At 70.0% G+C, this 23877-nt stretch carries 23 protein-coding genes; 8 read left to right on the forward strand and 15 right to left on the reverse strand.

Annotation, left to right across the window (positions count from 1 at the left end; translation table 11 throughout):
• Window positions 1–116: 116 nt before the first annotated feature.
• Genes AB0H62_RS40000 through AB0H62_RS40010 form a run of 3 tightly spaced genes read right to left on the reverse strand, consistent with a single transcriptional unit; the run spans window position 117 to window position 3231 of the window.
• Window positions 117–1304 (reverse strand): FAD-dependent oxidoreductase, encoded by a 1188-nt coding sequence (locus AB0H62_RS40000; protein WP_360591836.1) that lies wholly within the window; start codon window positions 1302–1304, stop codon window positions 117–119.
• A 17-nt stretch (window positions 1305–1321) separates the two neighbouring features.
• Window positions 1322–2257, reverse strand: a complete 936-nt coding sequence (locus AB0H62_RS40005; protein ID WP_360591837.1) for an alpha/beta fold hydrolase — start codon at window positions 2255–2257, stop codon at window positions 1322–1324.
• Window positions 2258–2271: 14 nt separating this feature from the next.
• Window positions 2272–3231: an ABC transporter substrate-binding protein gene (locus AB0H62_RS40010; RefSeq protein ID WP_220239098.1), complete on the reverse strand. Its 960-nt coding sequence runs from the start codon at window positions 3229–3231 to the stop codon at window positions 2272–2274.
• A gap of 233 nt (window positions 3232–3464) precedes the next feature.
• On the opposite strand from AB0H62_RS40010, the gene AB0H62_RS40015 reads away from it, so the two are divergent.
• Genes AB0H62_RS40015 through AB0H62_RS40025 form a run of 3 tightly spaced genes read left to right on the forward strand, consistent with a single transcriptional unit; the run spans window position 3465 to window position 5810 of the window.
• A complete protein-coding gene (locus AB0H62_RS40015) occupies window positions 3465–4292 on the forward strand; it encodes an ABC transporter ATP-binding protein (RefSeq protein WP_255637787.1) in 828 nt (275 codons plus the stop codon).
• Window positions 4289–5056 (forward strand): ABC transporter permease subunit, encoded by a 768-nt coding sequence (locus AB0H62_RS40020; protein WP_360591838.1) that lies wholly within the window; start codon window positions 4289–4291, stop codon window positions 5054–5056. The genes AB0H62_RS40015 and AB0H62_RS40020 overlap by 4 nt, the downstream gene beginning before the upstream one ends.
• The gene (locus AB0H62_RS40025; protein WP_360591839.1) at window positions 5046–5810 is read left to right on the forward strand and encodes an ABC transporter permease subunit; all 765 of its coding nucleotides are present in this window, start codon (window positions 5046–5048) and stop codon (window positions 5808–5810) included. The genes AB0H62_RS40020 and AB0H62_RS40025 overlap by 11 nt, the downstream gene beginning before the upstream one ends.
• A 77-nt stretch (window positions 5811–5887) precedes the next feature.
• On the opposite strand, the gene AB0H62_RS40030 is transcribed toward AB0H62_RS40025, so the two are convergent.
• Entirely contained in the window at window positions 5888–6439 is a 552-nt protein-coding gene (locus AB0H62_RS40030) for a MarR family transcriptional regulator (protein ID WP_220239102.1), read from the reverse strand.
• 64 nt (window positions 6440–6503) lie between these two features.
• Window positions 6504–7040 (reverse strand): MarR family transcriptional regulator, encoded by a 537-nt coding sequence (locus AB0H62_RS40035; protein ID WP_220239103.1) that lies wholly within the window; start codon window positions 7038–7040, stop codon window positions 6504–6506.
• A 121-nt stretch (window positions 7041–7161) separates the two neighbouring features.
• Between AB0H62_RS40035 and AB0H62_RS40040 the strand changes: the two genes are divergently transcribed.
• Window positions 7162–7725: a flavin reductase family protein gene (locus AB0H62_RS40040; protein ID WP_220239104.1), complete on the forward strand. Its 564-nt coding sequence runs from the start codon at window positions 7162–7164 to the stop codon at window positions 7723–7725.
• Window positions 7722–9200, forward strand: coding sequence for a 4-hydroxyphenylacetate 3-hydroxylase N-terminal domain-containing protein (locus AB0H62_RS40045; RefSeq protein ID WP_220239105.1), 1479 nt, complete (start codon window positions 7722–7724; stop codon window positions 9198–9200). The genes AB0H62_RS40040 and AB0H62_RS40045 overlap by 4 nt, the downstream gene beginning before the upstream one ends.
• Window positions 9201–9378: 178 nt before the next feature.
• Here the strand turns inward: AB0H62_RS40045 and AB0H62_RS40050 are convergent, their stop codons facing one another.
• Genes AB0H62_RS40050 through AB0H62_RS40070 form a run of 5 tightly spaced genes read right to left on the reverse strand, consistent with a single transcriptional unit; the run spans window position 9379 to window position 13522 of the window.
• The gene (locus tag AB0H62_RS40050; protein ID WP_220239106.1) at window positions 9379–9726 is read right to left on the reverse strand and encodes a cupin domain-containing protein; all 348 of its coding nucleotides are present in this window, start codon (window positions 9724–9726) and stop codon (window positions 9379–9381) included.
• Between the two features lie 28 nt (window positions 9727–9754).
• Window positions 9755–10393, reverse strand: coding sequence for a DUF2848 family protein (locus tag AB0H62_RS40055; RefSeq protein WP_360591840.1), 639 nt, complete (start codon window positions 10391–10393; stop codon window positions 9755–9757).
• The gene (locus AB0H62_RS40060; protein ID WP_220239108.1) at window positions 10390–11199 is read right to left on the reverse strand and encodes a carbon-nitrogen family hydrolase; all 810 of its coding nucleotides are present in this window, start codon (window positions 11197–11199) and stop codon (window positions 10390–10392) included. The genes AB0H62_RS40055 and AB0H62_RS40060 overlap by 4 nt, the downstream gene beginning before the upstream one ends.
• Window positions 11196–12131 (reverse strand): ABC transporter substrate-binding protein, encoded by a 936-nt coding sequence (locus tag AB0H62_RS40065; RefSeq protein WP_220239109.1) that lies wholly within the window; start codon window positions 12129–12131, stop codon window positions 11196–11198. Before AB0H62_RS40065 ends, AB0H62_RS40060 begins: the two co-directional genes overlap by 4 nt.
• A 32-nt stretch (window positions 12132–12163) precedes the next feature.
• Window positions 12164–13522 carry an MFS transporter gene (locus AB0H62_RS40070; RefSeq protein WP_360591841.1) on the reverse strand — a complete coding sequence of 453 codons (1359 nt, stop codon included), beginning with the start codon at window positions 13520–13522 and terminating at the stop codon, window positions 12164–12166.
• Between the two features lie 355 nt (window positions 13523–13877).
• Between AB0H62_RS40070 and AB0H62_RS40075 the strand changes: the two genes are divergently transcribed.
• Window positions 13878–15419 (forward strand): UbiD family decarboxylase, encoded by a 1542-nt coding sequence (locus tag AB0H62_RS40075; protein WP_360591842.1) that lies wholly within the window; start codon window positions 13878–13880, stop codon window positions 15417–15419.
• 39 nt (window positions 15420–15458) lie between these two features.
• Here the strand turns inward: AB0H62_RS40075 and AB0H62_RS40080 are convergent, their stop codons facing one another.
• Window positions 15459–15752, reverse strand: coding sequence for a putative quinol monooxygenase (locus tag AB0H62_RS40080; RefSeq protein WP_220239112.1), 294 nt, complete (start codon window positions 15750–15752; stop codon window positions 15459–15461).
• A 365-nt stretch (window positions 15753–16117) separates the two neighbouring features.
• Here AB0H62_RS40080 and AB0H62_RS40085 point away from each other — a divergent pair, with 365 nt between their 5' ends.
• A complete protein-coding gene (locus tag AB0H62_RS40085) occupies window positions 16118–19405 on the forward strand; it encodes an error-prone DNA polymerase (protein ID WP_360591911.1) in 3288 nt (1095 codons plus the stop codon).
• 14 nt (window positions 19406–19419) lie between these two features.
• Here the strand turns inward: AB0H62_RS40085 and AB0H62_RS40090 are convergent, their stop codons facing one another.
• Both AB0H62_RS40090 and AB0H62_RS40095 read right to left on the reverse strand, forming a co-directional pair.
• Window positions 19420–20334: a M20/M25/M40 family metallo-hydrolase gene (locus AB0H62_RS40090; protein WP_255637789.1), complete on the reverse strand. Its 915-nt coding sequence runs from the start codon at window positions 20332–20334 to the stop codon at window positions 19420–19422.
• A gap of 258 nt (window positions 20335–20592) precedes the next feature.
• On the reverse strand, window positions 20593–21258 hold the full coding sequence (locus tag AB0H62_RS40095; protein WP_220239113.1) for a nitroreductase: 666 nt from the start codon (window positions 21256–21258) through the stop codon (window positions 20593–20595).
• Between the two features lie 127 nt (window positions 21259–21385).
• Between AB0H62_RS40095 and AB0H62_RS40100 the strand changes: the two genes are divergently transcribed.
• Window positions 21386–21688, forward strand: a complete 303-nt coding sequence (locus AB0H62_RS40100) for a hypothetical protein (RefSeq protein ID WP_220239114.1) — start codon at window positions 21386–21388, stop codon at window positions 21686–21688.
• Window positions 21689–21694: 6 nt separating this feature from the next.
• On the opposite strand, the gene AB0H62_RS40105 is transcribed toward AB0H62_RS40100, so the two are convergent.
• A complete protein-coding gene (locus tag AB0H62_RS40105) occupies window positions 21695–23086 on the reverse strand; it encodes an MmgE/PrpD family protein (protein ID WP_360591843.1) in 1392 nt (463 codons plus the stop codon).
• Window positions 23087–23138: 52 nt separating this feature from the next.
• Window positions 23139–23870: an FCD domain-containing protein gene (locus tag AB0H62_RS40110; RefSeq protein WP_220239116.1), complete on the reverse strand. Its 732-nt coding sequence runs from the start codon at window positions 23868–23870 to the stop codon at window positions 23139–23141.
• Window positions 23871–23877 lie beyond the last annotated feature (7 nt).

Here is a 23877-nt window from a genome sequence, read left to right on the forward strand (position 1 = left end):
AACGCACCGAACGCCACATCGGGTGCGTTGAGTACCAACGCCATATTGGGGGGCGGTGCGTTGAACGCACCGAACGCCACATCGGGGCGTTTGGGGAGGGGGGAGAGAGCAGGGCGTCAGCCGAGGGAAGCAGCCCTGGCCACGCTGTTGAGCAGCGACGAGTTCATCAGGAACTTCAGCTCCAGCTCCGGATCGTCGCCCAGTGCGGCGAGTTCGGAGAGCCGCTCCTTGCGCCGCACGGGATCCTTCTCTTCGAGCCGGCGCTTGTTGGTCACGGTCTGCTGCTGCACGAACTCGATGTTCACGGTGCGCCGCCGCACGGTGTAGCGGTCGAGCACGGATTCGTCGCGGCTGTCGGCGAACTCGTGCAGCGAAGAGGCCAGCTCCACGGCGTCGTGGATGCCGCAGTTGAGGCCCAGCCCGCCGATGGGGTTGTTCACGTGGGCGGCGTCGCCCGCGAGGAACACGCGCCCGGCGCGGAAGTCCTTCGCCACGCGCTGGTGCACGTTGTACAGCTTGCGGTGCACCAGCTCATCGGCCGGGTTGCCCGACAGCGCGAGTCCCGCCAGCCGGGCCCGCGCACCCTCGTCACCGACGGCTTCCTCGTCGGATTCGCCCACCGTGGTGGGGAAAACGGCGCGCCAGCGGCCCTTGCCGTCGTCACCCGCGACCTTGAACAAGTTGACCCACTCCCGCGGGTCGGCCCAGTAGTTGCGGTAGCTGCAGTCCAGTTCGGACTGGAAGTCGAACAGCGTGGTGAGCACCAGGAACCGCTCGGGCCAGGTGTAGCCCTCGAACTCGATCCCGAGCGCCTTGCGTACGGTACTGCGCCCACCGTCGGACCCGAGCACGAAGTCGGCTTCGATCGGGCCGTCCGCGGTGTGCACGGTGGCCGAGTCCGCCGTCTGCGTCACGCCGGTCACCGGCTGTCCGAACCGGACGTCCACTCCGGACAGCCGTTCCAGCACCATGTTCACGATCTTGTGCTGCTCGATCTGGACCACGAACGGGTAAGGCGTCGCGTCGCGCAGCACGTCGTGGTCCAGCCGGGTGATCATCGACCGCTCCGGCCGGTCCCAGAAGTCGAAGTACCGCGCGACGAGCCCGCGCTCCACCACGTCGTCCATCAGGCCCAGCTCACCGAGCATCGCGAGGGTGGACGGGTGCACCGTCGCCGCGCGCGGTGCGTCCTCCACTCCCTGCTCGGCTTCCAGCAGCGTCACGTCGAACCCCCGCCGGGCGGCGGCCAGCGCGAACACCGCGCCGACCGGACCCGCGCCCACGACCACAACACGCTGTCCCATGGTGTTCCAATCCCCTTTCAGTCGAGTTTCGCGAGCCAGCCGGCCACGGTGTCCACCAGCGACTCGCCCGAGCCGTCGAAGCGGTGCCCCTCCGTGCCTTCCGGCGAGGGCAGCGACACCGACGTGACCGACGGCGAGATGCCCTGCTCCAGCGCCGCCTCCAGCCAGCCGGGCTCGAAGTCGTGGATCACGGTGTCGTGCTGGTCGCGCACCATGAGGATCGGGTTCGGCACGCGGGTGATCCACTCGACGCTGCGCGCGCCCGCGGTGCCCGTGCGCCGGTAGGTGAGGAAGTGCTGCGCCGTCACCGCAACCGAGCGCCCGCCGAGCCACGACATCTGCGTGGACAGCGTGCGGCCGAAGTCGCCGGCCTGCGCGGCCGCCACGGCCTCCTCGGTCAACGCGCGGTAGGTGGCCTCGTCGTTGATGAGCAGGTGGCGCGACTTCCACGGCAGGTCCGCGAACATCCCGGTCAGCGCGATGCCCGCGGTCTCCGGGTGCCAGTGCGTGGCCGCGAAGTACGAAACCTGCGACGTGCCCAGGCTGTGCCCGTGCAGCACGATCTTCGAGTAGCCCAGCGAACGCGCGGTCCAGTACGCGGCCTCGATGTCGCGCACGGTCGCGTAGAAGTTGTCGGTGTTCACGGCGTCGCCCGACTGGCGGGTGTTGATCGCGAGCACCGGCACGCCGCGGCCGCTGAGGCCCAGCGCCAGCGTGCGCACCGGCAAGCTGCCGATGCTGCCGCCGCTGCCGTGCACGCTCAGCACGAGCGGTGCGTCGGGCAGCGGCTCGGCCGGCACCAGGTGCGCGGCCGGGCCGGAACGTCCGTCGAGCGAGGTGATCTCGTAGTACTGCAACGACACGCCGTCGGGCGCGTGGAAGTCGAGCAGGGATTCCGGTGTCTCCGCGGGCCGGTAGGTGACCGCCGCGGCCGTTCTGTCCTCAGTGGACACTTGTCGTGCTCCCGTCACTTCGAACCGGTGTAGACGAGCTTGCTGTAGTCGACCGTGCCGCCGAAGCCGCCGAACTGCTTCATCGCGTCACCCCAGATCTTCAGGTCGTCCTGCGAGACCTCGGTGGTGAACTCGCCCAGCGGCGACTTCTTGGCCTGCTCGGGCGTGACCTTGGTGTACGCGGCCAGGGCGGTGTACGCCTTGTCGTTGTTGGCCTTGATCCACTGCGCCGCGTCCTGCAGCGCCGCCTTGAACCCGTCGGCGAGCTGGGGGTTCGCCGCGGTCCAGTCCTTCGACGCGATCCAGTACGTGCCGCCGAGGTAGTTCGCGCTCAGCGCCCGTTCCGGGTCGCCGAGACTGCGCATCCCGGCCTGCTTGCCGACGGTGATGAAGGGGTTGATCACCTCGACGGCGTCGACCTGGCCGGCCTTCAGCTCGTCGATCATGTTCGGCGTCGGCACCTGCACGAACTGCTCGGCCGCGGGGTCCACGCCGTTCTTCGACAGCCACGCCTTCGTGGAGATGTTGATGTTGCCGGTGAGCGTCGGCGAGCCGATGCGCTTGCCCTTCAGCTGTTTCACGTCGGTGATGTCCGGGCGCACGAAGATCTGCACGCTCTGGTCCTGCGGCGAGTCGCCGTTGTTGCCCGACACGGCCACGAGCGGCACCCCCGAGGAGGACGCGCGCAGCATGATCGGCGCGACGCTGAACCCGAGGTCGTACTGCTTGCCCAACAGCGACGGCACCAGGGTGATGTCGTTGAGGGTCGTCGTCTTGACGTCCTTGATGCCGTGCTTGGTGAAGAAACCCTGTTGCTGGGCGACGACAACCGCGAGCGAGTCGTTGGTGTTGTTCAGTGCCACGCGGATCGTGCCGTCGCTCGACGCGGAGTCACCGGAGCTGCTGCAGCCGGACACGGCCAGCGCGCCTGCGAGCAGTGCGGTGACCAGCGTGGTGATGCGGGTGCCCCTCATGACGCCTCCGTGGGAGTGGGGGGATGGGGATCGGGGAGATGTTCACTATCCGAAGTAGTTGAGCAGAGACAGTAACTCAAGTTAGCTAATCTCTCAACGGTCCAGCTCAGGACGTTGGTAACGGCCTTGTTAAGCCTGGATCGCAGACCAAAAAGCACTACTCAAGTCATTGACGTGTGGAAGGTTAGGCGCCCATCATGGCCAACGCCAGCCCTGAAGGAGGTCCCGATCCCGTGACCGTAGAAGCCACCGCGCCGGCCACCGAGACGGCGGATGCGTTTTCCTGTTCGAAGCTCTTCGTCGAGTACCGCACGCGCAACAAGGTGCTGCGGGTGCTCGAGGATGTCGGTTTTTCCTGTGCCCAAGGGGAGTTCCTCAGCATTCTCGGGCCGTCCGGCACCGGGAAGACGACCCTGCTGCGGATCCTCGCCGGGCTCCTCGTCCCGGGCGAGGGCTCGTCCGTGCGGTTCCGCGGGAAGGAGATCACCGGTCCGCCCGCCGGCGTCGGCATCGTGTTCCAGAACTACGCCGCGTCGCTGCTGCAATGGCGCACGGTGGAGCGCAACGTCGCGCTGGGCCTGGAAGGCCGCACGAGCAAGGCCGAACGCGACGAACGCGTCCGCGAGGCGCTCGAGCTGGTCGGCCTCGCCGACCGCGGCAAGGACTACCCGTGGCAGCTCTCGGGCGGCATGCAGCAGCGCGTGCAGATCGCGCGCTCGCTCGTGATGCGCCCCGAGGTGCTGCTGATGGACGAGCCCTTCGGCGCGCTCGACGCGATGACCAAGGCGCAGCTGCAAGACGAGCTGCTCAAGGTCGCCGAGGTCACCGGCGCGACGGTCGTGTTCGTGACCCACGACATCGACGAGGCCGTGTATCTGTCCGACCGCGTGCTCGTGCTCGCGGGCCGTCCGGCCACGGTCGGGCGCGAGCTGCGCATCGACCTGCCGCGCCCGCGCGACCAGGTGGCCACGAAGGAGCTCCCGGCCTACCTCGCCGCTCGGCACCGCGTGTACGAGGCGCTCAAAGCCGAGTCCGAGGCGCACGATGCGGGGGCCGAATGAGGCGCCTGATCGGGTTCGCGGTGCCGGTGGCCGTGATCCTGCTGTGGCAGCTGGTGAAGTCGGCCGGGCTGCTGCCGTACGACAACGTCCCGGCACCGTCGGACATCTGGTCGTCCACAGTGGATCTCGCGTCGTCCGGTGAGCTGATGACGAACACCGGGCACACGCTCGCCGCGTGCCTCGGCGGCTGGGCGCTGGGCTCCGCGCTGGGTCTGTTGCTGGGGTTGCTGCTCGGGCTCGTCCGTCCCGCGTGGACCTACGGCATGGCCTCGGTGGAGGTGCTGCGCGCGCTGCCCGCGATCTCGTTCGTGCCGATCGTGGTGATCCTGCTGGCGCAGACCGTGGAGATGGAGATCGTGATCGCCGCGTGGGTCGCGATCTGGCCCGTGGCGATCAGCACGATCGACGGCGTGCGCGGCGTGAACCCGGTGCACCAGGACCTCGCGCGCACCCTCGGTCTCTCGCCGGTGGCGAAGGTCGTGAAGTTCGCGCTGCCCACGGCGTTGCCGAAGATCATCGTGGCTCTGCGGCTGAGCCTTTCGGCCGCGCTGGTGCTGGCCATCGTCGCCGAGATCGTCGGCGACCCCGAGGGCATCGGCTACGCGCTGGTGCAATCGCAGCAGTCGCTGCGCCCGGCGGCGATGTTCTCCTACATCCTGCTCACCGGCGTGCTCGGCATCGTGCTCAACTTCATTCTCGTGTGGACACTCCGGTTCGTGCCGGGTGCCCCTCAAGCCGCCGGGGGAGCCGACGATGCCGCGTAAAACCCGCAAGTCCGGGGTCGCGCCCCTGCGGGGCCTGTTGCCGCTGGCGCTGCTGCTCGTGCTGTGGCAGGTGATCGGCGACAGCGCGAGCACGTTCTTCCCGCCTCCGGCGAAGTGGTTCAGCCAGACGTGGGAGCTCACGTCCGGCGGCGCGCTGGTCGACGGACTGCTCGCCACGCTCGAGACGTTCGTGATCTCGTTGCTGGCCGCGACCGTGCTCGGCGCGGTGCTGGGCCTGCTGATCGGCCATGTCCCGCTGGCGGAACGGCTGCTCGGCCCGATTCTCGAGTACTTCCGGTTCCTGCCGGGGGTCGCGCTCGTGCCGCTCGCCGTGCTGCTCGTGGGCTACACCGAGTCGATGAAGCTCTACGTGGTGGTCTTCGGTGCCCTGTGGCCCGTGCTGCTGCAGGTGCGCCAGTCGGCGAAGGCGGCCGACGTGATCCTCTCCGACGTGGCCTCGACGCTGCGGCTCGGGACGTTCGCGGCGTTCCGCAAGATCCACCTGCCCGCGATCGTGCCGGGACTGCTGCTGGGCGTGAAGATCGCGGCGCCGCTCACGTTGGTGCTGGTGCTCGTGGTCGAGATCAGCACACAGGTGTCCGGGCTGGGCAAGCTCATGGAGACCGCGCAGCAGAACTTCCAGTCGGCCCAGGTCTACGGGCTCGTGGTCGTGGTCGGGCTGGTGGCGCTCGTGATCAACATGCTCGTGTCGGGGATCGAGGGGTTCCTGCTGCGGTACCGCCCGCAGAACTGAACAAGACCAAGGGGCTCCGGTCCGGTGTGGACGCACCCGGGCCGGGGCCCCTTTCCACGTTCGGGCCTTCGGCGATCTCAGTGGTGGTGCGCGTGCGCGTGGTGCCCGGCGGCGGTGAGCAGCAGCGCCAGCCGGGGGTCGGAGTCCAGTCCCAGGTAGAACGAGAACGTGGCCAGCGCGCCGAACTTGCCCTCGTCGGTGAGCTGGCGCTGGAAGTGGTTCACGTGGTGGTGCACGGCGTTGTCGATGGTGCGCAGCACCTCGATGCCGGCCTCCGACGCGTGCACGGCGATGACCCGGCGGTCGTCGGGGATGCGGGCGCGGTGCACGAGCCCCTTCTCCTCGAGCTGGCGGATCAGGCGCGACGCGAGCGCGGGCGCGATGTCGAGGCGGTCGGCGACCTTGTTCACCGGCAGCGGGTCCTCGGCGCCGAAGATCTGCAGCAGCGCCTGGTGCTGAAGCGGCTGCAGCCCACCCGCGATGGCCTGCTCGTCGAGCAGCCGCAGGATCTTCCGCAGCACGAACCGCGCGTGGGCGATCGCCTTGACGTGGTTGGCGAAGTCGAGGTCGCTCGACGCGACCGCGCCCTTGCCCCACAGGGCGAGTAGCTCCGCGGTCCCGTCCTCCACCGTGTTCGCCCCCCTCAAAGACATCATCAAGTCAATGACCTGAGGACACTATATCAGGAAGAGGTCAGGAATCGACGGCCGCGCGGATGGCTTCGGCGATCGCCGACTGCGGGTCGAGGCCCACGTAGAACGCGAAGATCGACAGCGCCGACAGGCGTTCGTCCTCGTTCAACTGGTGCTGCAGGAACGCGACGCTGTGGTGCACCTCGTTGTCGATCTCCGCGAGCTTCTCCGCGCCCGCGGTGGTCGCCACGACGTTGGTCGCGCGGCGGTCGCTCTCCGACGCCTCGCGCGTGACCAGGCCCAGCTCTTCGAGCCGGCGCACCATGCGGGAGGCGAATGCGGCGGCCACGTCGAGCCTGGCCGCCAGTGTGCTCACGGTGATGCCGAGGGCCTCGTTGGACCCGTACACCTGCAGGAGTGCCTGGTGCAACAGGGGTTCCAGGCCGTGGGTCTTCGCCTGCTCGTCGACGATCCGCAGCACGCGGCGCGTGACGTAGCGGGCGTCGGCGATGTTCTTCACGTACGCCTGGAACTCGCGGCTGCGCTTGGCGTCGCCGATGTCGGCCCACTTGGTGTAGGCGCGCATTGCGTCGTTCATGGGGTGGAGTTTCCTCTCGGACGAGCGCGGCGGCGAGCGAACCCGGCGATCATACGTCGCACCGATTTAGTTGACTAAAGTAAGGTATTCTTGTTAGCCTTCTGGCCCAGGAGGTCCCCCCATGGCTCTGCATCCCGCGGACAGTGATCCGAGCGGATTCAAGGCAGCTCTCGGCTCGTTCGCCGCGAGCGTCAACGTCATCACCCTCTCGGACGCGACCGGTCGCCCGCTCGGCATGACCGCCACCGCGTTCTCGTCGGTGTCGGTCGATCCGCTCATGATCCTCGTCTGTGTCAACCGTTCCACCCGCACCTACGAGCGCATCGCCGAAACCCGCCGGTTCGGCGTGAACATCCTCGGCTCGCCGGCGCGCGAGATCTCGGACCACTGCGCCCGCCCGGGCGCCGACAAGGCCCTGCCCGAGGAATGGCTCACCCGCCGCGAGGGCTGGCACAGCCCTGCCCTCTCCGGCGCTCTCGCGTTCCTGGACTGCGAAATCGACCAGGACGTGCACGCGGGCACGCACGCCGTGCTCATCGCCACCGTCGGCGGCATCGGGCTCAGCTCGGCGCTGCCGCACCACGAACCGCTCCTGCACTTCCGCGGCCGCTACCGACAGTTGCAGGCAGGAGTCCACCACCCGCGGCCCCGGCCGCTACCGATCGCACTGGAGGAAACGGCGTGACGCGTTCCGGCAAGGACTACGTCGAAGGACTGCGCGACAACCGGCGGGTGTTCGTCGACGGCGAATACGTCTCCGACGTCGCCGCGCACCCCGCGTTCAAGGGGGCCGTCGAGTCCATCGCGCGCGTGTACGACGTCGCGCACGACCCGGCCAACGCCGCGGAGATGACGTTCCCGTCCCCGACCACCGGCGCCCCGGTGAACCTGTCGTACCTCATCCCGCGCGGCGAGGACGACCTGCGCCGCCGCCGTGTCGCGCTGCGCAAGACGGCCGAGGCGACCTTCGGCCTCATGGGCCGCGGGCCCGAGCACGTCGCGGGCTTCCTGGCCGGCTGGGCGGGCCGCTCCGACGTCTTCGCGGCGGGCGAGCAGCGCTTCGCCGACAACGTCACGAAGTTCTACGAGTACGTGCGCGACAACGACTTGTACTGCTCGTACGCGATCGTGCCGCCGCAGATCGACCGCAGCAAGCCGGCGCACCAGCAGGCCGACCCGCACCTCTACGCGGGCGTCAAGGAGGAGCGCGAGGACGGCATCGTCATCGCCGGCGCGCAGATGCTCGGCACGGGCGCGGCGATCTCCGACTACCTCATCCTCAGCTGCATCGTGCCGCTGCAGCCGGGTGACGAGGACCAGGCGATCTCCGTCGCCGTCCCGATCGGCGCCGAGGGCCTGAAGATCTACTCGCGGCGCAGCTACGCCGAAGCCGCCACGAGCGTGTACGACTACCCGCTCGCCACGCGCTTCGACGAGACCGACTCGCTGATCGTCTTCGACGACGTCTTCGTGCCGTGGGACAAGGTGTTCGTGTTCCGCGACCGCCAGATCACGAGCGACCAGTGGAGCCGCACGCCGGCGCACCTGCTGGGCAACAACCAGGCCCAGATCCGCTTCTCCGTGAAGCTGGACCTGCTGGCGGGCCTGGCGTTGCGAGTGGCGCGCATGAACGGCTCGGACAAGTTCCCGCCGGTGCGCGGCGTGCTCGGCGAACTGGCCGCCCACGCGGCCATGGTGTCCGGCCTCGTCTACGCGCAGGAGCAGAACTGCGAGCTCGACGAGAAGGGCGTGGCCTGGCCCGGGCGCGAGGAGTGCTACGCGACCATGACGCTGCAGTCGGACTTCTACCCGAAGCTGCTGCACCTGGTGCGTGACCTCGTCGGCGGTGGCGTGATCCAGCTGCCGTCCTCGGCCGCCGACTTCGAGAACCCCGAGGCGCGCGCCGACTTCGAGCGGTACGTGCAGTCGCCGGGGCACCCGACCGTCGAGCGTGTGAAGCTGCTCAAGCTCGTGTGGGACCTCGTCGGCTCGGAGTTCGCGAGCCGCCACCAGCAGTACGAGATGTTCTACGCGGGCGCGCCCTTCCTCGTGAAGTCGCGCATGAGCCAGATCTACGACTTCTCCCGCGCGGAGGCCCTCGTGGACGGCGCGCTGGCCGGCTACGACCTCAGTGGCCGCACGGAGACCGTGCAGGCCTGAGCGAAGCACACAGACAGCGGGTCGCCCGGCGGGATGCCGGGCGACCCGTTTCCATGCCCGCGCAACGATGATGCTCGCTGGACAGCGAAGACGTGGACGCCGAAGACGTGGACCGCGAAGACGAGAAAGGGCGCCCGGCCGGGACCGGGCGCCCTTTCTCATGTCCGCTGTGGACGGTTCAGCTCGCGCGGTAGCGCACCTCGAACGTCAGGCAGCCTTCCTCGCTCGTCCACGGGCCGTGCTCCATGCCCGGCGGGCGGCAGGCGTAGTCGCCGGCCGAGAAGGTCTTGCCGAGGCGCGTGTCGTGGAACGAGCCTTCGAGGATGTAGACCTCTTCCCAGAAGTCGTGCACCTGCACGCCGTTCGGCGTGGTGTCCGTGCCGGGCTCGAAACGCAGGATGCGCGTCGCGACGCCACTGTCGCCGTCGGCGGCGAGGATACGTTCGGTCAGCTGCGGCACGACGCCCGCGCAGGGCGTGAACTCCACCGTCTTGGCGGGGAAGAACTCGTGTTCCGGTTTGGCCATGGGGTTTTCTCTCTCCAGGTACGAGGGGTCAGGACACCGAGTAGGCGTGGGTGAGCTCGGGGCCGCCGGGCAGGGCCAGCGACAGCGTCCAGGCCTTCCCGGGCACGAACTTGCCGTCGAGCAGCGTCAGGGTGCCGCAGAACATCACCAGGTCTCGCTCGGCCGAGCCGCCGAGCAGGTCCAGCACGTCGGTGGGGATGCGCAGTGCGCTGAGCGGGCCGAGCTGGTAACGCACGCCGTCCACAGTGGATTCGGCGACGATCGCGTCCCAGTCGGGGTTGTCGACCGGGATCACGGTGGTGCCCAGCGGCTTGGGGCAGGCCGCCTTCGAGTCCTTGACGCTGGAGGTCTCGATGTCGCGGTCGGTGTGGTCGGAGCCCACCGTGAGGTAGAGCTTGCCGCCCGCGCGCACGAGCACCGGCTCGACCTCGCCGGAGGTGTTGGTGCCGTCGACGGAGATGGCCGCGGCCTGCGTCGCCAGCGCCGCGTCGAGCTCGTAGAACGCCGGGACGGAGTCGGGCGGCGGCACGCCGATGGCGGCGAGCTCGTCGATGTGGTGCTTCACGGCGGCCTCGTCGCGGCCGGTGTAGCCCGCGACCACGAGGTCGAAGTCGGCGACCGCGACGGTTTCGCCCGTCCCGGCCACGGTGAAGGTGAGTGCGGTCATGCGTGCGCTCCTCGGATGGTCAGTTCGCGATAGCTGGGAAGCCGGTCGTCGAGCACGGGGAACTGCTCGCGCGTGGCGGGGACGACGCCGGGATCGACGTCGCACCAGGTGATCCCCTCTTCGGTGCCGGCTTCGGCGAGCACGGTGCCCCACGGGTCGACGACGCGGCTGTGCCCGCCGAGCTCGACCCCGCCCTGGGTGCCGGTGGCGTTGCACGCCACCACGAGCACCTGGTCCTCCACGGCTCGCGCCGTGGTGAACAGGCGCCAGTGCGCGAGCCGCGCCGCGGGCCAGGCGGCCGGCACGATCACGATCTCCGCACCGGCGTCGACGAGGCAGCGCCACAGCTCGGGGAAGCGCAGGTCGTAACACGTGGTGCCGGCGACCGCGCCGAACGGCGTGGCCACCGCGGACACGTGGTCACCGGGCTTGAGCAGCTGTGCTTCCTTCGACTCGTAGCCGAACACATGCACCTTGCTGTAGCTGTGCACGAGCTCGCCGGCCGGGTCGAACAGCACGGCGGTGTTGCGCAGGGCGCCGTCGGGCAGGCGCTCGACGAAACTGCCGCCGTGCAGGTACGAGCCGGTTTCGCGGGCGAGCTCACCGAGCCGCGCCAACGACGGTCCGTCGGCCGGTTCGGCGTCGCGGGCATAGTCGTCGAAGGCGAAGTACCCGGTGGCCCACAGCTCGGGCAGCACGATCAGATCGGCCGAGGCCGCCGAGCGGACGAGCCCGGCCACCCGGTCGAACCGGGCGGCGACGGGCTCGTCCTCAGGGCTGCCGATCTGGACGAGAGCGATCTTCACGAGGCCGGCCACAGGTCGCGAGCGCCCGCGGCGACGATGTCGTCGTAGGACAGCTCGCGGTCGGTGAGCCCGGTCGCGCGGGCGAACCCGGCGAGCCCGGCCACGGCCTCGGCGGAGATCGCCGGGTCGTAGAACGGCCCGTCCCGCTCGATCAGGCCGGCGATGAGGCCGGCCTCCATCTCCGGGAACAGCGCGGTGCCCACCTTCGTGGCCAGCGAGGGGTCCCGGACCAGCTCGCGCTGGGCCCGCAGCACGCCGCGGGTGACGGCCGCCGCCTCCTCGGGGCGGTCGGCGGCCGTGCGGTCCGTGGTCATCAGGGCGGGGAAGGTGTACAGCGAGTGGGCGGAGCCGTCGCGGCGGGCGTCCACCACGACCTTGCCGACACCGCGCTGCACGGCGACCTCGGTGCCCATCCCGTTGGCCCAGAAGGCGTCGATCTTGCCTTCGGACAGGGCCTTGGCGGCGGTGACGCCGAACGAGACGTCACCGGCCACCCCCGCGACGGGGGCGATGGTCACGTTCGCCCCCTTCAGGTCCACGCCCTCGGCGTCGAGCAGGCGGTGCAGGCCGAGATCCGGGCCGGGCGCGGCACCGATGCGGACGTCGTGGAGCTTGGCGAGCGTCTCGCGGGTGATGTCGAGATCGGGCCGCACCACGAGGAACCAGTACATGTTCTGCGCGAGCGCGGCCAGCAGCTTCTGTCCGCCCCAGGTGGGGTCGGCGTAGAGCGGGGCGTGGGCGCACCCGGCGAGGTAGTCGATCCGCCCCTCGCGAAGGGCGATTGCTGCGTCGGTGACGGGGAACAGGAGTTCCAGCTCCACGTCGAGACCCTCGTCGCGAAGGTATCCGAGCTCCACGGCCGCGATGGCGGGGAAGTAGGAGTTCGAGACGAGATCGGGCACGGCAAGGCGCATGGTTGCCTTCCTGATCAAGAAATTAACGGTACTCAAGTAATGTACTTAGCTTAGTATTTTGGGTCAAGCTGGCGCGCCACGGGCGCCGGTTCCGGCTTTTTGACGGCCCGTAGTACCACCACGGTGATCGAGCACAGCACCGCCGGCACCGCGAAGACCAGGAAGTACACCGGGAAGGGCAGCGAAGCGGCGAGCAGGTAACCGCCGATGAGCGGGCCCAGGAGCCCGCCGAGGCGGCCGATGCCCAGCGCCCAGCCCAGACCCGTCGCGCGGGCTTCCGGACCGTAGGTGCCCATCACGAGCGTGTGCACCACGTTCTGGCCGCCGATGATGAACGCGCCGGCCAGTGCGTTGAGCAGGTAGAGCGCGACCACGGAGCTCGCGAAGCCGAACAGCACCAGGCACACCCCGCCGGCCGCGAACGCGATGGCGAGTGCCACGTACTGGTTCATGCGGTCGAGCACCCAGCCGAGGATGAACCCGCCGATCGTGGCCGCGGCGGCCTGCTCGATCGCGTAGGAGTAGCTGCTGACCAGCGACAGGCCGTGCTTCACCAGCAGCGACACCATCCAGAAGTCGAGCGCGTAGACCACGAACTGCAGGAACAGATACAGGAGCGAGATCGTGAGCGTGGAGTTGCGGTAGCGCGGCGTCCACAGCGTGCGCAGCTGGATCTTGCCGTTCTCGGTGCGCGGGCCCGTGAAGAACGTGGCCGGGTCGGCGGCCTGCGCGGTGGGCCAGATCGCCGGGTAGACCTTCTTGACGGTGGCGAGGGCTTCCTCGTACCGGCTGCGCGTGGCGAGGAACTGCGGCGTCTCGGGCACGAACCACGCGATCAGGGCGGCGACGACCAGGGCCGCGTAGGAGATGTGGAACAGCGGGCGCCAGCCGAAGCTCGGCACCAGCAGCGTCGCGGCCACGGCCGCGACCACGAAGCCGAACGTGAAGCAGCCGGCTGACGCGGCGATCATCCGGCCGCGCTTGCGCACGGGCACGTATTCGCCGAGCATCGCGATCGTCGCGGGCAGCACGCCGCCCATGCCGATGGCGGCGCAGAACCGCAGTATCGCGAACTGCGTGTAGTCGCCGGCGAACCCGGCCGTGCCCATGAAAACCGCGAATACGGACACGCCCAGCACGAGCATGCGCTTGCGGCCGAAGCGGTCGCCGAGCGCGCCGAGACCGACGGCGCCGATGAACAGGCCGACGAACGTGATCGACGCGAGCAACCCCGCCTGGACGGGGGAGATGTGCCACTCGGCGACGATCTTGGGCAGCCCGTAGGCCAGGGCCTGCAGGTCGTAGCCGTCGAAGATCACCGCGGCGCCGCCGATGGCGGCGATCGCGAGGACCTTGGGGGACAATGGGGTCTCGGTGAGGCAGTGGTCGAACGTGGCAGCGGGTCGCATCCGCGCTCCTCGGCCCGGGCGGCACCCAGCACCACGACACTCGTCGACGAGTGCGGGCGGGGGACGGGTGCCGCGGGTTGATGGGGGGATTTATTTAACTTTAGTACCTGACTTGACAGCCATAAATGATGCGGGAGACGATAGGTCGCGCCCGGTGCCGTGTCAACGCCGGACCGCGAGGGCGGTCAGGATGATGTGGACTCGGACTGGGCCGGAGACCCTTGCTGGCAAGGAGAATCGTGATCGTGCCGTGTCCGGGCCCGTGCGGTTTCGTGGTGCGGCACGCGTTTGTTAACGGCCTCTGTAACAAGGAGTCCGTGAGTTCTTCCCGTCGACGAAAGAGGAACCGACAGCCGTGAACGACTACCCCTACGGTGACCTCCGGGAGTACCTGGCCGAGCTGGACCGCCGCGGACTGCTGGTGCGCGTGAGCCGGCCCGTCGACAAGGACACCGAGCTGGTTCCGTTGGTGCGCCTGCAGTTCCGCGGGCTGCCGGAGGCCGAGCGCAAGGCGTTCCTCTTCGAGAACGTGACCGACGGGTCCGGCCGGCGCTACGACGGCACCGTGGTGATGGGGGCGTTCGCGTCCTCGCGCGCGGTGTACACCACGGCGCTGGCCGCGAAGCCCGACGAGGTGGCCGGGCGCTGGGCCGCGGCGCTCGCGAACCCCGTGGAGCCGGTGGTAGTCGAGACCGGACCGTGCAAGGAGAACGTCCTCTCGGGACAGTCCCTGCTGGACGCCGGCGGCGTCGACGGGTTCCCGCACCCGATTTCGACGCCCGGCTTTGACCCGGCGCCGTTCCTCACCGCGCCGTACTGGGTCACCAAGGACCCGGAGGACGGCACGTACAACGTCGGCATCTACCGCGGCATGGTGAAGGGCCCGGACCGCATCGGGCTGCAGATGGACACGCCTACGCAGCACATCGCGATCCACCTCGCCAAGGCACGGCGCCTCGGCAAGAAGCTCGAGGCCGCGATCGTGCTCGGCGCGGTGCCCGCGGTCGGGTTCGCCGGGGCGCAGAAGATCCCGTTCGGCGTCAGCGAGTACGCCGTGGCCGGCGGCCTGATGGGCCGCCCGCTCGAGGTGGTGCGCTGCGAGACCGTGGACCTCGAGGTGCCCGCGCACGCGGAGATCGTGCTCGAAGGCGAGATCGACCCGGAGCACCTGGAGCCGGAGGGTCCCTTCGGTGAGGCGAGCGGCTACATGGGCCCGCAGACGACGTCGCCGGTGTTCCGCGTCCGCTGCATCACCCACCGCACGGCGCCGGTGGTGCAGGCGTTCATCAGCGAGTTCCCGCCCAGCGAGTCGACGTTGATGCGCAAGATCGCCTTCGAGAACGTGTACCTGCGGTTCCTCAAGCAGGCGTGCAACATCAACGCGGTGCAGCGCTTCGTCACGCACGAGAGCGGCACGTGCAACATGTTCTTCGTGATCCAGCTGAAGAACCCGACGCCCGGCCAGGCGCGCCAAGCGCTGTACGCCGCGTCCGGGTATGAGGCGTCGATGGGCAAGACGATCGTCGCCGTGGACGACGACGTCGACCCCGAGGACCTCAGCGCCGTGGTGTGGGCGATGAGCTTCCGCATGCAGCCCGCGCGCGACGTCACGATCCTGCCGGGCAAGCTGCCGCGCCTCGACCCGTCGGCCGCCGAGGACGGCAGCCTGTCCTCGGCACTGCTCATCGACGCCACGCGCAAGCGCCCGTACCCGCCGACCTCGTTGCCGGCCAAGGAGTTCATGGACCGGGCGCAGGACCTGTGGCAGGAGCTCGGCCTGCCGGAGCTGTCGCTGGCCGAACCGTGGCACGGTTACGAGCTCGGCGAATGGTCCGACGCCGACCGGCACCGGGCGGCCGAAGCGGTGCAGGGGCGTTACGCCTCGACCGAGGAGTGACGCTGTGTCCACAGTGGACCTTCGCGGTCCACTGTGGACTTACTCGGCGACGTCGAAGAGCTCCACGGCCCGGTCGTCCAGCAGAGGCACGATGCCGTCGAGGACGAGCCGCTTGAAGTGCTCCGTCTCGCGGTGCTCGGCGAACGCCTCCCGCGAGACGTAGCGCTCCAGCAGCACCACCGACCGCGGGTCGTCGAACGAGCGGTAGACGTCGAACGCCAGGTTGCCCGGCTCGGTCCTCGCCGCCTTCGCCAGCTGCGGCACCAGCGCCGCGACCTCGTCTTCCTTGCCGGCGGACACGGTGTAGCGGGCGATCACCTGGAGCTGGGGCATGCTCGGTCTCCTCGCGGTCTGGTGTAGTGCTGGCTTCAGTTCGGAGCGGACTGTAGTCGAGGTGCGGGCTGCGCGGCCCGGTTCTGTGGTCTGCCTCGCGTCCTCGATATTGGAGCCGCCTACAAATTTCGAGCCGAGGTGCGGCTCCGATCGTGGACGGGAAATCCGGCACCACGAACCTGGCGTCGCACCCGGGGGACCCGTCCCCCTCGAGCGTCGAGGTATGGTGCTAATCGAACACCTGTTCCCATCCCGGGTTCGGGTCCGGACACGCTGTCTCCCCGCGGCGGTTTCACGCGAGTGAGGGCAGTGCGGTGGACCAGCAGGACCAGCAACACCGGCGAGGCGGCTTCAACAACCCCCTCATGCGGTGGTCGGAGCTGGAGCGGATCGCGGCGGGGCGGGCGCCCGTGCGGGGCGACGGCGGGGACTCGCCGGCGTGGTCGCGCAAGCGGGAGGGGTACCGGGCGCCCGAGCGGTTGCGGCCGTGGGCGGACGTGGAGGCGGACGGACGGCGGGTGCCGTACGCGGAGCTGCACCTGCATTCGTACTTCTCTTTCCTCGACGGCGTCGCGTCGCCGGAGGCGCTCGTCGAGGAGGCGGTGCGGCTGGGGCTCGACGCGCTGGTGCTCACCGACCGCGACGGGATGTACGGCGCCGTCCGGTTCGCCGAGGCCGCGCGCGAGATCGGGGTGCGCACGGGCTACGGCGCGGAGCTGTCGCTGGGCCTGCCGGCGCCGCAGGGCGGGGTGGCCGACCCCGTCGGCACCCACCTGCAGGTGATCGCGCGCGACCTCAAGGGGTACGGGCGCCTGTGCTCAGTCATCTCGCGCGGGCAGCTGGCGGGGGAGAAGGGCCGTCCGGTACTCGCGCTCGACGACGTCGCCGACGAGCTGCGCGGCCACGTCCTCGTGCTCAGCGGCTGCCGCAAGGGTGCGGTCCGCAGCGCGCTCGCGCGGGGCGACGACGCGGGGGCGGCCGCGGCGCTGCGGACGCTGGCCGAGCGGTTCGGCCGGGAGAACGTGGCCGTCGAGCTGCTGGAGGAAGGCTTGCCGCTCGACGCCGTGCACAACGATCGCCTCGCCGAGCTGGCGCGGGAGCTGCGGCTGCCGACGGTGGCGTCGAACAACGTCCACTACGCGCGGCCCGAGCAGGCCCGCCACGCCGCGGCCGTCGCGGCGATCCGGGCGCGGCGGTCCGTCGACGAGCTGGAGGGCTGGCTACCTCCCGACGGCACGGCGTTCCTGCGCAGCGGCGCGGAACAGGCCGGCCGCTTCGCGCGGTACCCGGGCGCGGTGCAGCGGGCCGCGCTGCTGGGAGTGGAATGCGCGTTCGACCTCGCTTTGGTGGCTCCGAAACTGCCACCGTTCGCCGTGCCCGAGGGGTTCGCCGACGAGGACGACTACCTGCGCCACCTGACGTTCGAGGGCGCCGCCGTGCGCTACGGCGGCCGCGCGGACAACCCCAAGGCCTACGCCCAGCTCGACCACGAGCTCGCGGTGATCCGGCAGCTCGGGTTCCCCGGCTACTTCCTCGTGGTGTGGGACATTGTCAGATTCTGTCGGGAAACGAACATCCTCGCGCAGGGCCGGGGTTCGGCCGCGAACTCCGCGGTGTGCTTCGCGTTGCAGATCAGCCACGCCGACCCCGTGAAGTGGGGGTTGTTGTTCGAACGTTTTCTCGCCCCGGAACGCGACGGCCCGCCGGACATCGACGTCGACATCGAGTCCGACCGGCGCGAGGAGGTGATCCAGTACGTCTACGCCAAACATGGTCGTTTTCACGCGGCGCAGGTTGCGAATGTCATCACTTATCGTTCGCGTTCCGCCATCCGCGACGCCGCCAAGGCGCTCGGGTACTCCACCGGCCAGCAGGACGCGTTCGGCAAGCGGGTGGACCGCTGGTCGTCCGTCGCCAGTGGCTCGACGCCGGGGGAGCAGGGGCACGAGATCCCCGACGACGTGCTGGAGTGCGCCACCTGGCTGGAGGACACGCCACGGCACCTGGGTGTGCACTCGGGTGGCATGGTGATCGCGAAGACGCCGGTGTCGGAGATCGTGCCGGTGGAGTGGGCGACGGCGGCCGACCGCAGCGTGCTGCAGTGGGACAAGGACGACTGCGCCGCGATCGGGCTCACGAAGTTCGACCTGCTGGGCCTCGGCATGCTGTCCGCGCTGCACTACATGATCGACCTCGTCGCCGAGCACCACGACGTCCACATCGGACTGCACGACCTCGACCTCGCCGACCCGGCCGTGTACGACATGCTGTGCGAGGCCGACGCGGTCGGGGTGTTCCAGGTGGAGTCCCGCGCGCAGCTCGGCACGCTGCCCCGCCTGCGGCCACGGAAGTTCTACGACCTCGTGGTGGAGGTCGCGCTCATCAGGCCGGGGCCGATCCAGGGCGGTTCGGTGCACCCCTACATCCGGCGCCGGCGAGGCGAGGAGGAGTGGTCGCACGCGCATCCGTTGCTGGCGCCGGCTTTGGAGCGGACCCTCGGCGTGCCCCTGTTCCAGGAACAGGTGATGCAGATGGCGCGCGACGTCGCGTCGTTCACCGCGGCCGAGGCCGACCAGCTGCGCCGGGCCATGGGGGCCAAGCGCTCCAGTGAGAAGATGCGGCGGCTGGCGGGTCGCTTTTTCGAGGGCGCCGCGGCCAACGGCCTGCCGGCCGACCTCGCCGCCCGGATCTTCGAGCAGATCCACGCCTTCTCCGGCTACGGTTTCCCCGAGGCGCACTCGATGTCGTTCGCGCTGCTCGTGTACGCGTCGGCGTGGTTCAAGCGCTACTACCCGGCCGCCTTCTGCGCCGGCCTGCTGCGCGCGCAGCCCATGGGTTTCTACAGCCCGCAGTCGCTCGTCGCCGACGCGCGCCACCACGGCGTCGTCACGCGCTCGCCGGACCTCAACCTCTCCCTGCCGCACGCGACGCTGGAGTCCTGTTCGGACAGTACCGGCGGCGTCGCGATCCGGCTGGGGCTCGCCGGCATCCGCTCGGTGGGCCAGGACGTGGCCGACCGCGTCGTCGCCGAGCGCGACGCCGGCGGCCCGTTCGCGTCCATCGGCGACCTGACCGAACGCGTCCAGCTCGCCCGCCCGGTCGTCGAATCCCTCGCCACGGCAGGCGTTTTCGGCGACCGCCGCTCGGCGTTGTGGGCCGCCGGCCCCGCCTCTGCCACGCGGTCCGACCACCTGCCCGGCCTGTCGCTCGGCCACCACGCGCCCCCGCTGCCCGGCATGACGGCGTTCGAACTGGCCACCGCCGATCTGTGGGCCACGGGCATCACGCCGGACCGCCACCCCGTCTCGTTCCTGCGCACCCACCTCGACACCCTGGGCGCCCTCCCGGCCGCGTCGCTCCTGTCGGTCCCCGACGGCACCCGCATCCGTGTCGGCGGCGCCGTCACCCACAAACAACGCCCCGCCACCGCGGGGGGCATCACGTTCCTCAACCTGGAGGACGAAACGGGCATGATCAACGTCATCGTTTCCGTCGGCGTGTGGCGCCGCAACCGCCGCCTGCTGCAGAACCACTCGGTGATCCTGGTGCGCGGCATTGCCCAGGTGGGCCAGGGCACGGTCTCGGTGGTGGCGGACCATCTGGCGGCCCTGGACCTGAAGTCCCTGGCCTTGAAGTCCAGGGACTTCAGGTGAGGCTTCGGTTCGCCTCACCTGAGTATTGGCGCGTCCGTGGTCGCGAAGTGGGCGACCGTCCCGGCGAGGGCGGAGAGGTAGTGGCTCAGGACCACGCGGTTGACGTTGTCGAGACGGTCGCAGGCCTGGTGGTAGCACGGGTCGTACCGTTCGTCGGCCGCCCCGCCCCAGGCCTGGGCCTGCGCCGTGGACTTTTCCTTGTGGTCGCCGTTTTCCGCGCCACCGGAAGGAATGGCGGCGTCGATGAACGCCGATTCGTCGTCGCCGACGAACTTGATGATCTCCGGTCGCACCCCCGTCTTCGCCAGCTGGCCGGCGAGGACGGCGGCGACGGTGGCCGAGCCGGGCGGGCCGGTGGCGGACTCGTCGTCGCCCACCCCGCCCTGGGCGAAGTAGCCGCCGTTGGGCGAGGCCACCATGTCCACGTTCAGGTAGAGCATGATCTTGTCGCGATCGTCGGCGGAAAGGCCGCGCACGTAGGCTTTCGAGCCTTGGGAACCATCCTCTTCGGAGCCGAAGAACGTGAACCGGACCGCGTTGCGCAGCTGCGCGGAGGGCCCCAGGCGGCTCGCGATCTCCAGCAGGGTCGCGACGCCGGAGCCGTTGTCGACGATGCCCGGGCCGTCGTTCACCGAGTCCAGGTGCGCCCCGATCACCACCACGTGGTCCGGGTCGCCGGTGCGGGTCTGCGTGACGACGTTGCGCACCGTGGCCCCCTCGCGACCGCGCCTCCCGGGCGCCTCGTAGGTCGGCGTGCTCACGTCGTAGCCGGAGGCGCGGAGGGTGGCGGCGACGTAGTCGACGCTCGCGTCGTAACCGGGCCCCGGCGAAGCCCGATTGCCCCCGTTCTCGTCGGCGATCTTCTGCAGCGCCGCGAGGTGGACGACGGCTCCGGCGTCGGTGACTGAGCTCTTCAGCTGCTGAGCCACCGGGCCGTCCACCGCCGAGACATCCGGTTCCGGCGGCGCCTGGGCGGGGGACGAACAGCCCGCGGCCACGACACCCGCGATCAGTGCGAGGGTAAGTCTTCTACGGAGCCGGGCTCGTTTCAGTGACCGAATCACCGTCGCTCCTCGTCCGGCTCTCAATCCGAGCCAGTCTTGTGGACGTGTCTCTTCCGAGCGCCATCGTCGCGAACCCGCGCGGCTGCGGCACCACACGGCGAAGGTGAGATTGTTGCCGCCGCCTCACCCTTCGACGAACGTCACCGTCTCCTCGAGCGGCGCCCGGCCCGTGCGGCCGAGGTCGACGGACGTGTCTTCGCGGCCGATGGACATCCCGCAGAACAGGATGAGGTCCTCCGGCGGCGAGACGATCTCGGCCACGGTCCTGGGGAACTTCGCCCACGCCATCTGCGGGCAGCTGTGCAGGCCTTCGGCGCGCAGCAGCAGCATGACGGTCTGCAGGTACATCCCGGCGTCGGACCACTGGGGCCGGCCCAGGGTGGGGTCGAGGTAGCAGAACAGGGCGGCCGGGGCGCCGAAGCAGTCCCAGTTCGCCGCGGCGGCGCGCTGGCTCGCCTCGACGTCCTCGCGGGAGATGCCGAGCGCGCCGTAGCGCTGCTTGCCGAACGCGGCGCGACGCTCGGCATACGGCGACTTCAGCGTGGCCGGGTACTGCTCGTACTGGGCCTCGTCCCACGGGTCCCCGGCCGCGATCCGCTCGCCGGCGCGCTTCTTCAGCTCCGCCAGCGGCGCCCCCGTCACCACATACACGCGCCACGGCTGCAGGTTCGACCCGGACGGCGCCGCCGCGGCCGCCGCCAGCACCCGCCGAAGCACCTCCGGTGCCACCGGCTCGTCCGTGAACCCGCGCACGGCCCGCCGGCTCGTGACTGCCTCGTAGACGTCCATGACCCTGCCTCCCCGTCCCAGATTGGTATCTAGTGAGATAGTATCAGTCAACACTATCTGGGAGGCGGTCTCTGACCGTGCGCGGACGCTTACGCGATCACCGCGATGTGCCGGTCATACTGTGCTCGTGAGCGACTATTCGTGGCCGGAGCACGGCGACCGCCTGGCGGAGCGGGCGCGCCTCACGTGGGATGTCGCTGTCGTGCGACTGCCCGTCGGTGCCCGGATCACCGGCTCGGTCATCGCGCGTCAGCCCTTCGGCGTGTTTTTCGCGGTCGACGAGGTGCCGGGCGCCCTCGGGCTGGCCGAAGTCACCGCTCTTCCCGGCGGTGGTGAGCTTCCGCTTCTTTCTGCCCGCGTCACTGGCGAAGTGCTCGGGCACCGGCACGAAAACCACCAGATTTACGCCCGAGTCACCCGCGTGGACTGACCGCCCTCACTCCACCCGAGAGCAAGCCTCCCCGAACTCCAGCGCCGTGGTCGTGTCGTCGGTGCCCAGGGCCAAAACGGCGGAGCGAACCCGCGCGGCAGTGGCCTCGTCGACGACCAGGGCCATGTTCGCCGCGTACTTGGCCGAGATGTCCTCGACGGACAGTGGCCGCTCGGCATGACCACGGTTCACGTGCTCGCGCCGGAACAACCGGCGGCCGTCCCGCAGTGTTACCTCCACCGCGGCCGAATAGGCCTCCGGAAACCGCGATTCCGGGTCGTCCGCGAAGTCCACCCGGTCGGCGACCGCGTGGATGGCGGGGTCGGCGAGTGAGTCCTCCGTGAACTCCGCCAAGGTGAGGCGGCCGCGGGTCAGGCAGGCGCCCGCGATGTACGGCACGCTGAACTTCGCGTCGTACAGGTCGCGAGGGCGGCGTTTGCGTTCCGCGGGCTCGAAGACGGCCGCCGCGGCGGTGGGGTGGATGAGGCAGCGGATGTGCTCGACGTCGTCGGCCGTGAAACCCTCGTCCGCGCGCAGGGTCAGCAACGCGTCGGCGAAGCCGTGGCTGAAGTGGCAGCTCGGGTACGGCTTCACACCCGTCGTGAGCAGTTCCCAGCGGGAGCCGAGGTCAGCGGTCAGCGCGTCGGGGTCCCAGGCTCGACTACCCAGGTGCGTGGCATAGAGCCCGTACCGGCCCTCGTAAACCCGGCCCGGCCCCGGCCAGCCCGCGCGGGCGAACGCCGCCGCCGTCAGACCCGAAGCCGCGGCCCAGCCCGGGTGCAGGCGTTTCGTCCACGCGCCGTCTTCCAGGAACTCCAGGATCCCCGACGCCATCGAGCCCACGATTTCCTGCGCGCCCGCGATCCCGGCGGCGTCGAGGCCACCGAGCTTCGCCGCGGCCACCGCGGAGCCGAACGCGCCGGCGACGCCGGTCGGGTGGAAGCCCGCGTCGTGAAACCCGCCGTGCGCCGCCAGCCCCACGCGGGCGCTCACCTCGATCGCCAGCACGTATGCCACCAGCAGCTCCCGCGTCGTCCGCCCGGCCGCGATCGCGGCGGCCAGCGAAGCGGGCAACGCCGACGCCGACACGTGCACGATCGAGCCGATGTGCGTGTCGTCGAAGTCGTGGCCGTGTACGAGGATCCCGCCCAGCATTGCGGCGTCGCGCGCCGGCAGGCGGTCGCCGACGGCGAGCACGGGCTGGTCACCGGAGCCGAGCAGTGTGAACGCCTCGCGGGCCCGGTGTGCGAACGGTTCGTCCGCGGCGCAGAACGCGAGCCCCACCGCGTCGAGCGCGAGGTGGCGCGCCTGCTCGACGACGGCGGTGGGCAGGTCTTCGAACCGGATGCCGGCGGCGAACTCCCCGAGCCGGCCGGCGAGCGTGGTGGTCGGGTGCATGCCCAGCAGTGTGCAGGGCCCGCCACGCCACCGCAAGGCATATGTCGGACGTTTAGTCTTCCATCTTTTCGTACAACGGCCGCAGGCTGTGCAAGTGCTCGCGCGTGAGCCGCTCGGCCGCGTCGGCGTCGCCGTCGGCCACGGCGCGGTGGATGTCGACGTGGTCGGCATCGACCTGGTCCCACACCTCACGCGGGACGCGGTCGCGGTGCAGCCGGCCACGCAGCACGTCGTTGATCGGGCGGCACATCAGGTGCAGCAGCGGGTTGCCGGTGATGGCGACCAGCGTCGTGTGGAAGTCCCAGTGCACGACGAACCCGCTCGACGGGGCCAGCGCCGACGTGCTCGCCGTCGCCCCCGCCAATGTCTCCAGTCCCGCGGCATCGGCCCGCGAAGCCGCCAGCCGCGCGGCCAGCGGCTCGAGGATCAGCCGCGCCTCGAGCAGGTTTTCCACGCTCATGCCCTGCGCGTTCACCAGCAGCCCCAGCGCACCGCCCAGGTTCTCGGCGACGCTCAGCGCGTCCGGGCTCGACACGAACGTCCCGCCGGTCGCGCCGCGGGTGGTGTCCACCAGGTGCTGGCTCGCGAGCAGTCGCAGCGCCTCGCGCACGGTGCTGCGGCTGACCCCGAACAGCCGGGCCAGCTCGGCCTCGTTGGGCAGCCGCGTGCCGGCGGTCAGCTCCCCGGTGAGGATCTGGTCCTTGAGCTGGTCGGCCACCTGGCGGTACGCGGCCTGAACCCGGCGCACCCGTAGGCCGGCCTGCGTGCCGGCGGTCTCGCTCATCGGTTCC

It is taken from the genome of Amycolatopsis sp. NPDC050768 (assembly GCF_040654155.1).
Lineage (GTDB): Bacteria > Actinomycetota > Actinomycetes > Mycobacteriales > Pseudonocardiaceae > Amycolatopsis.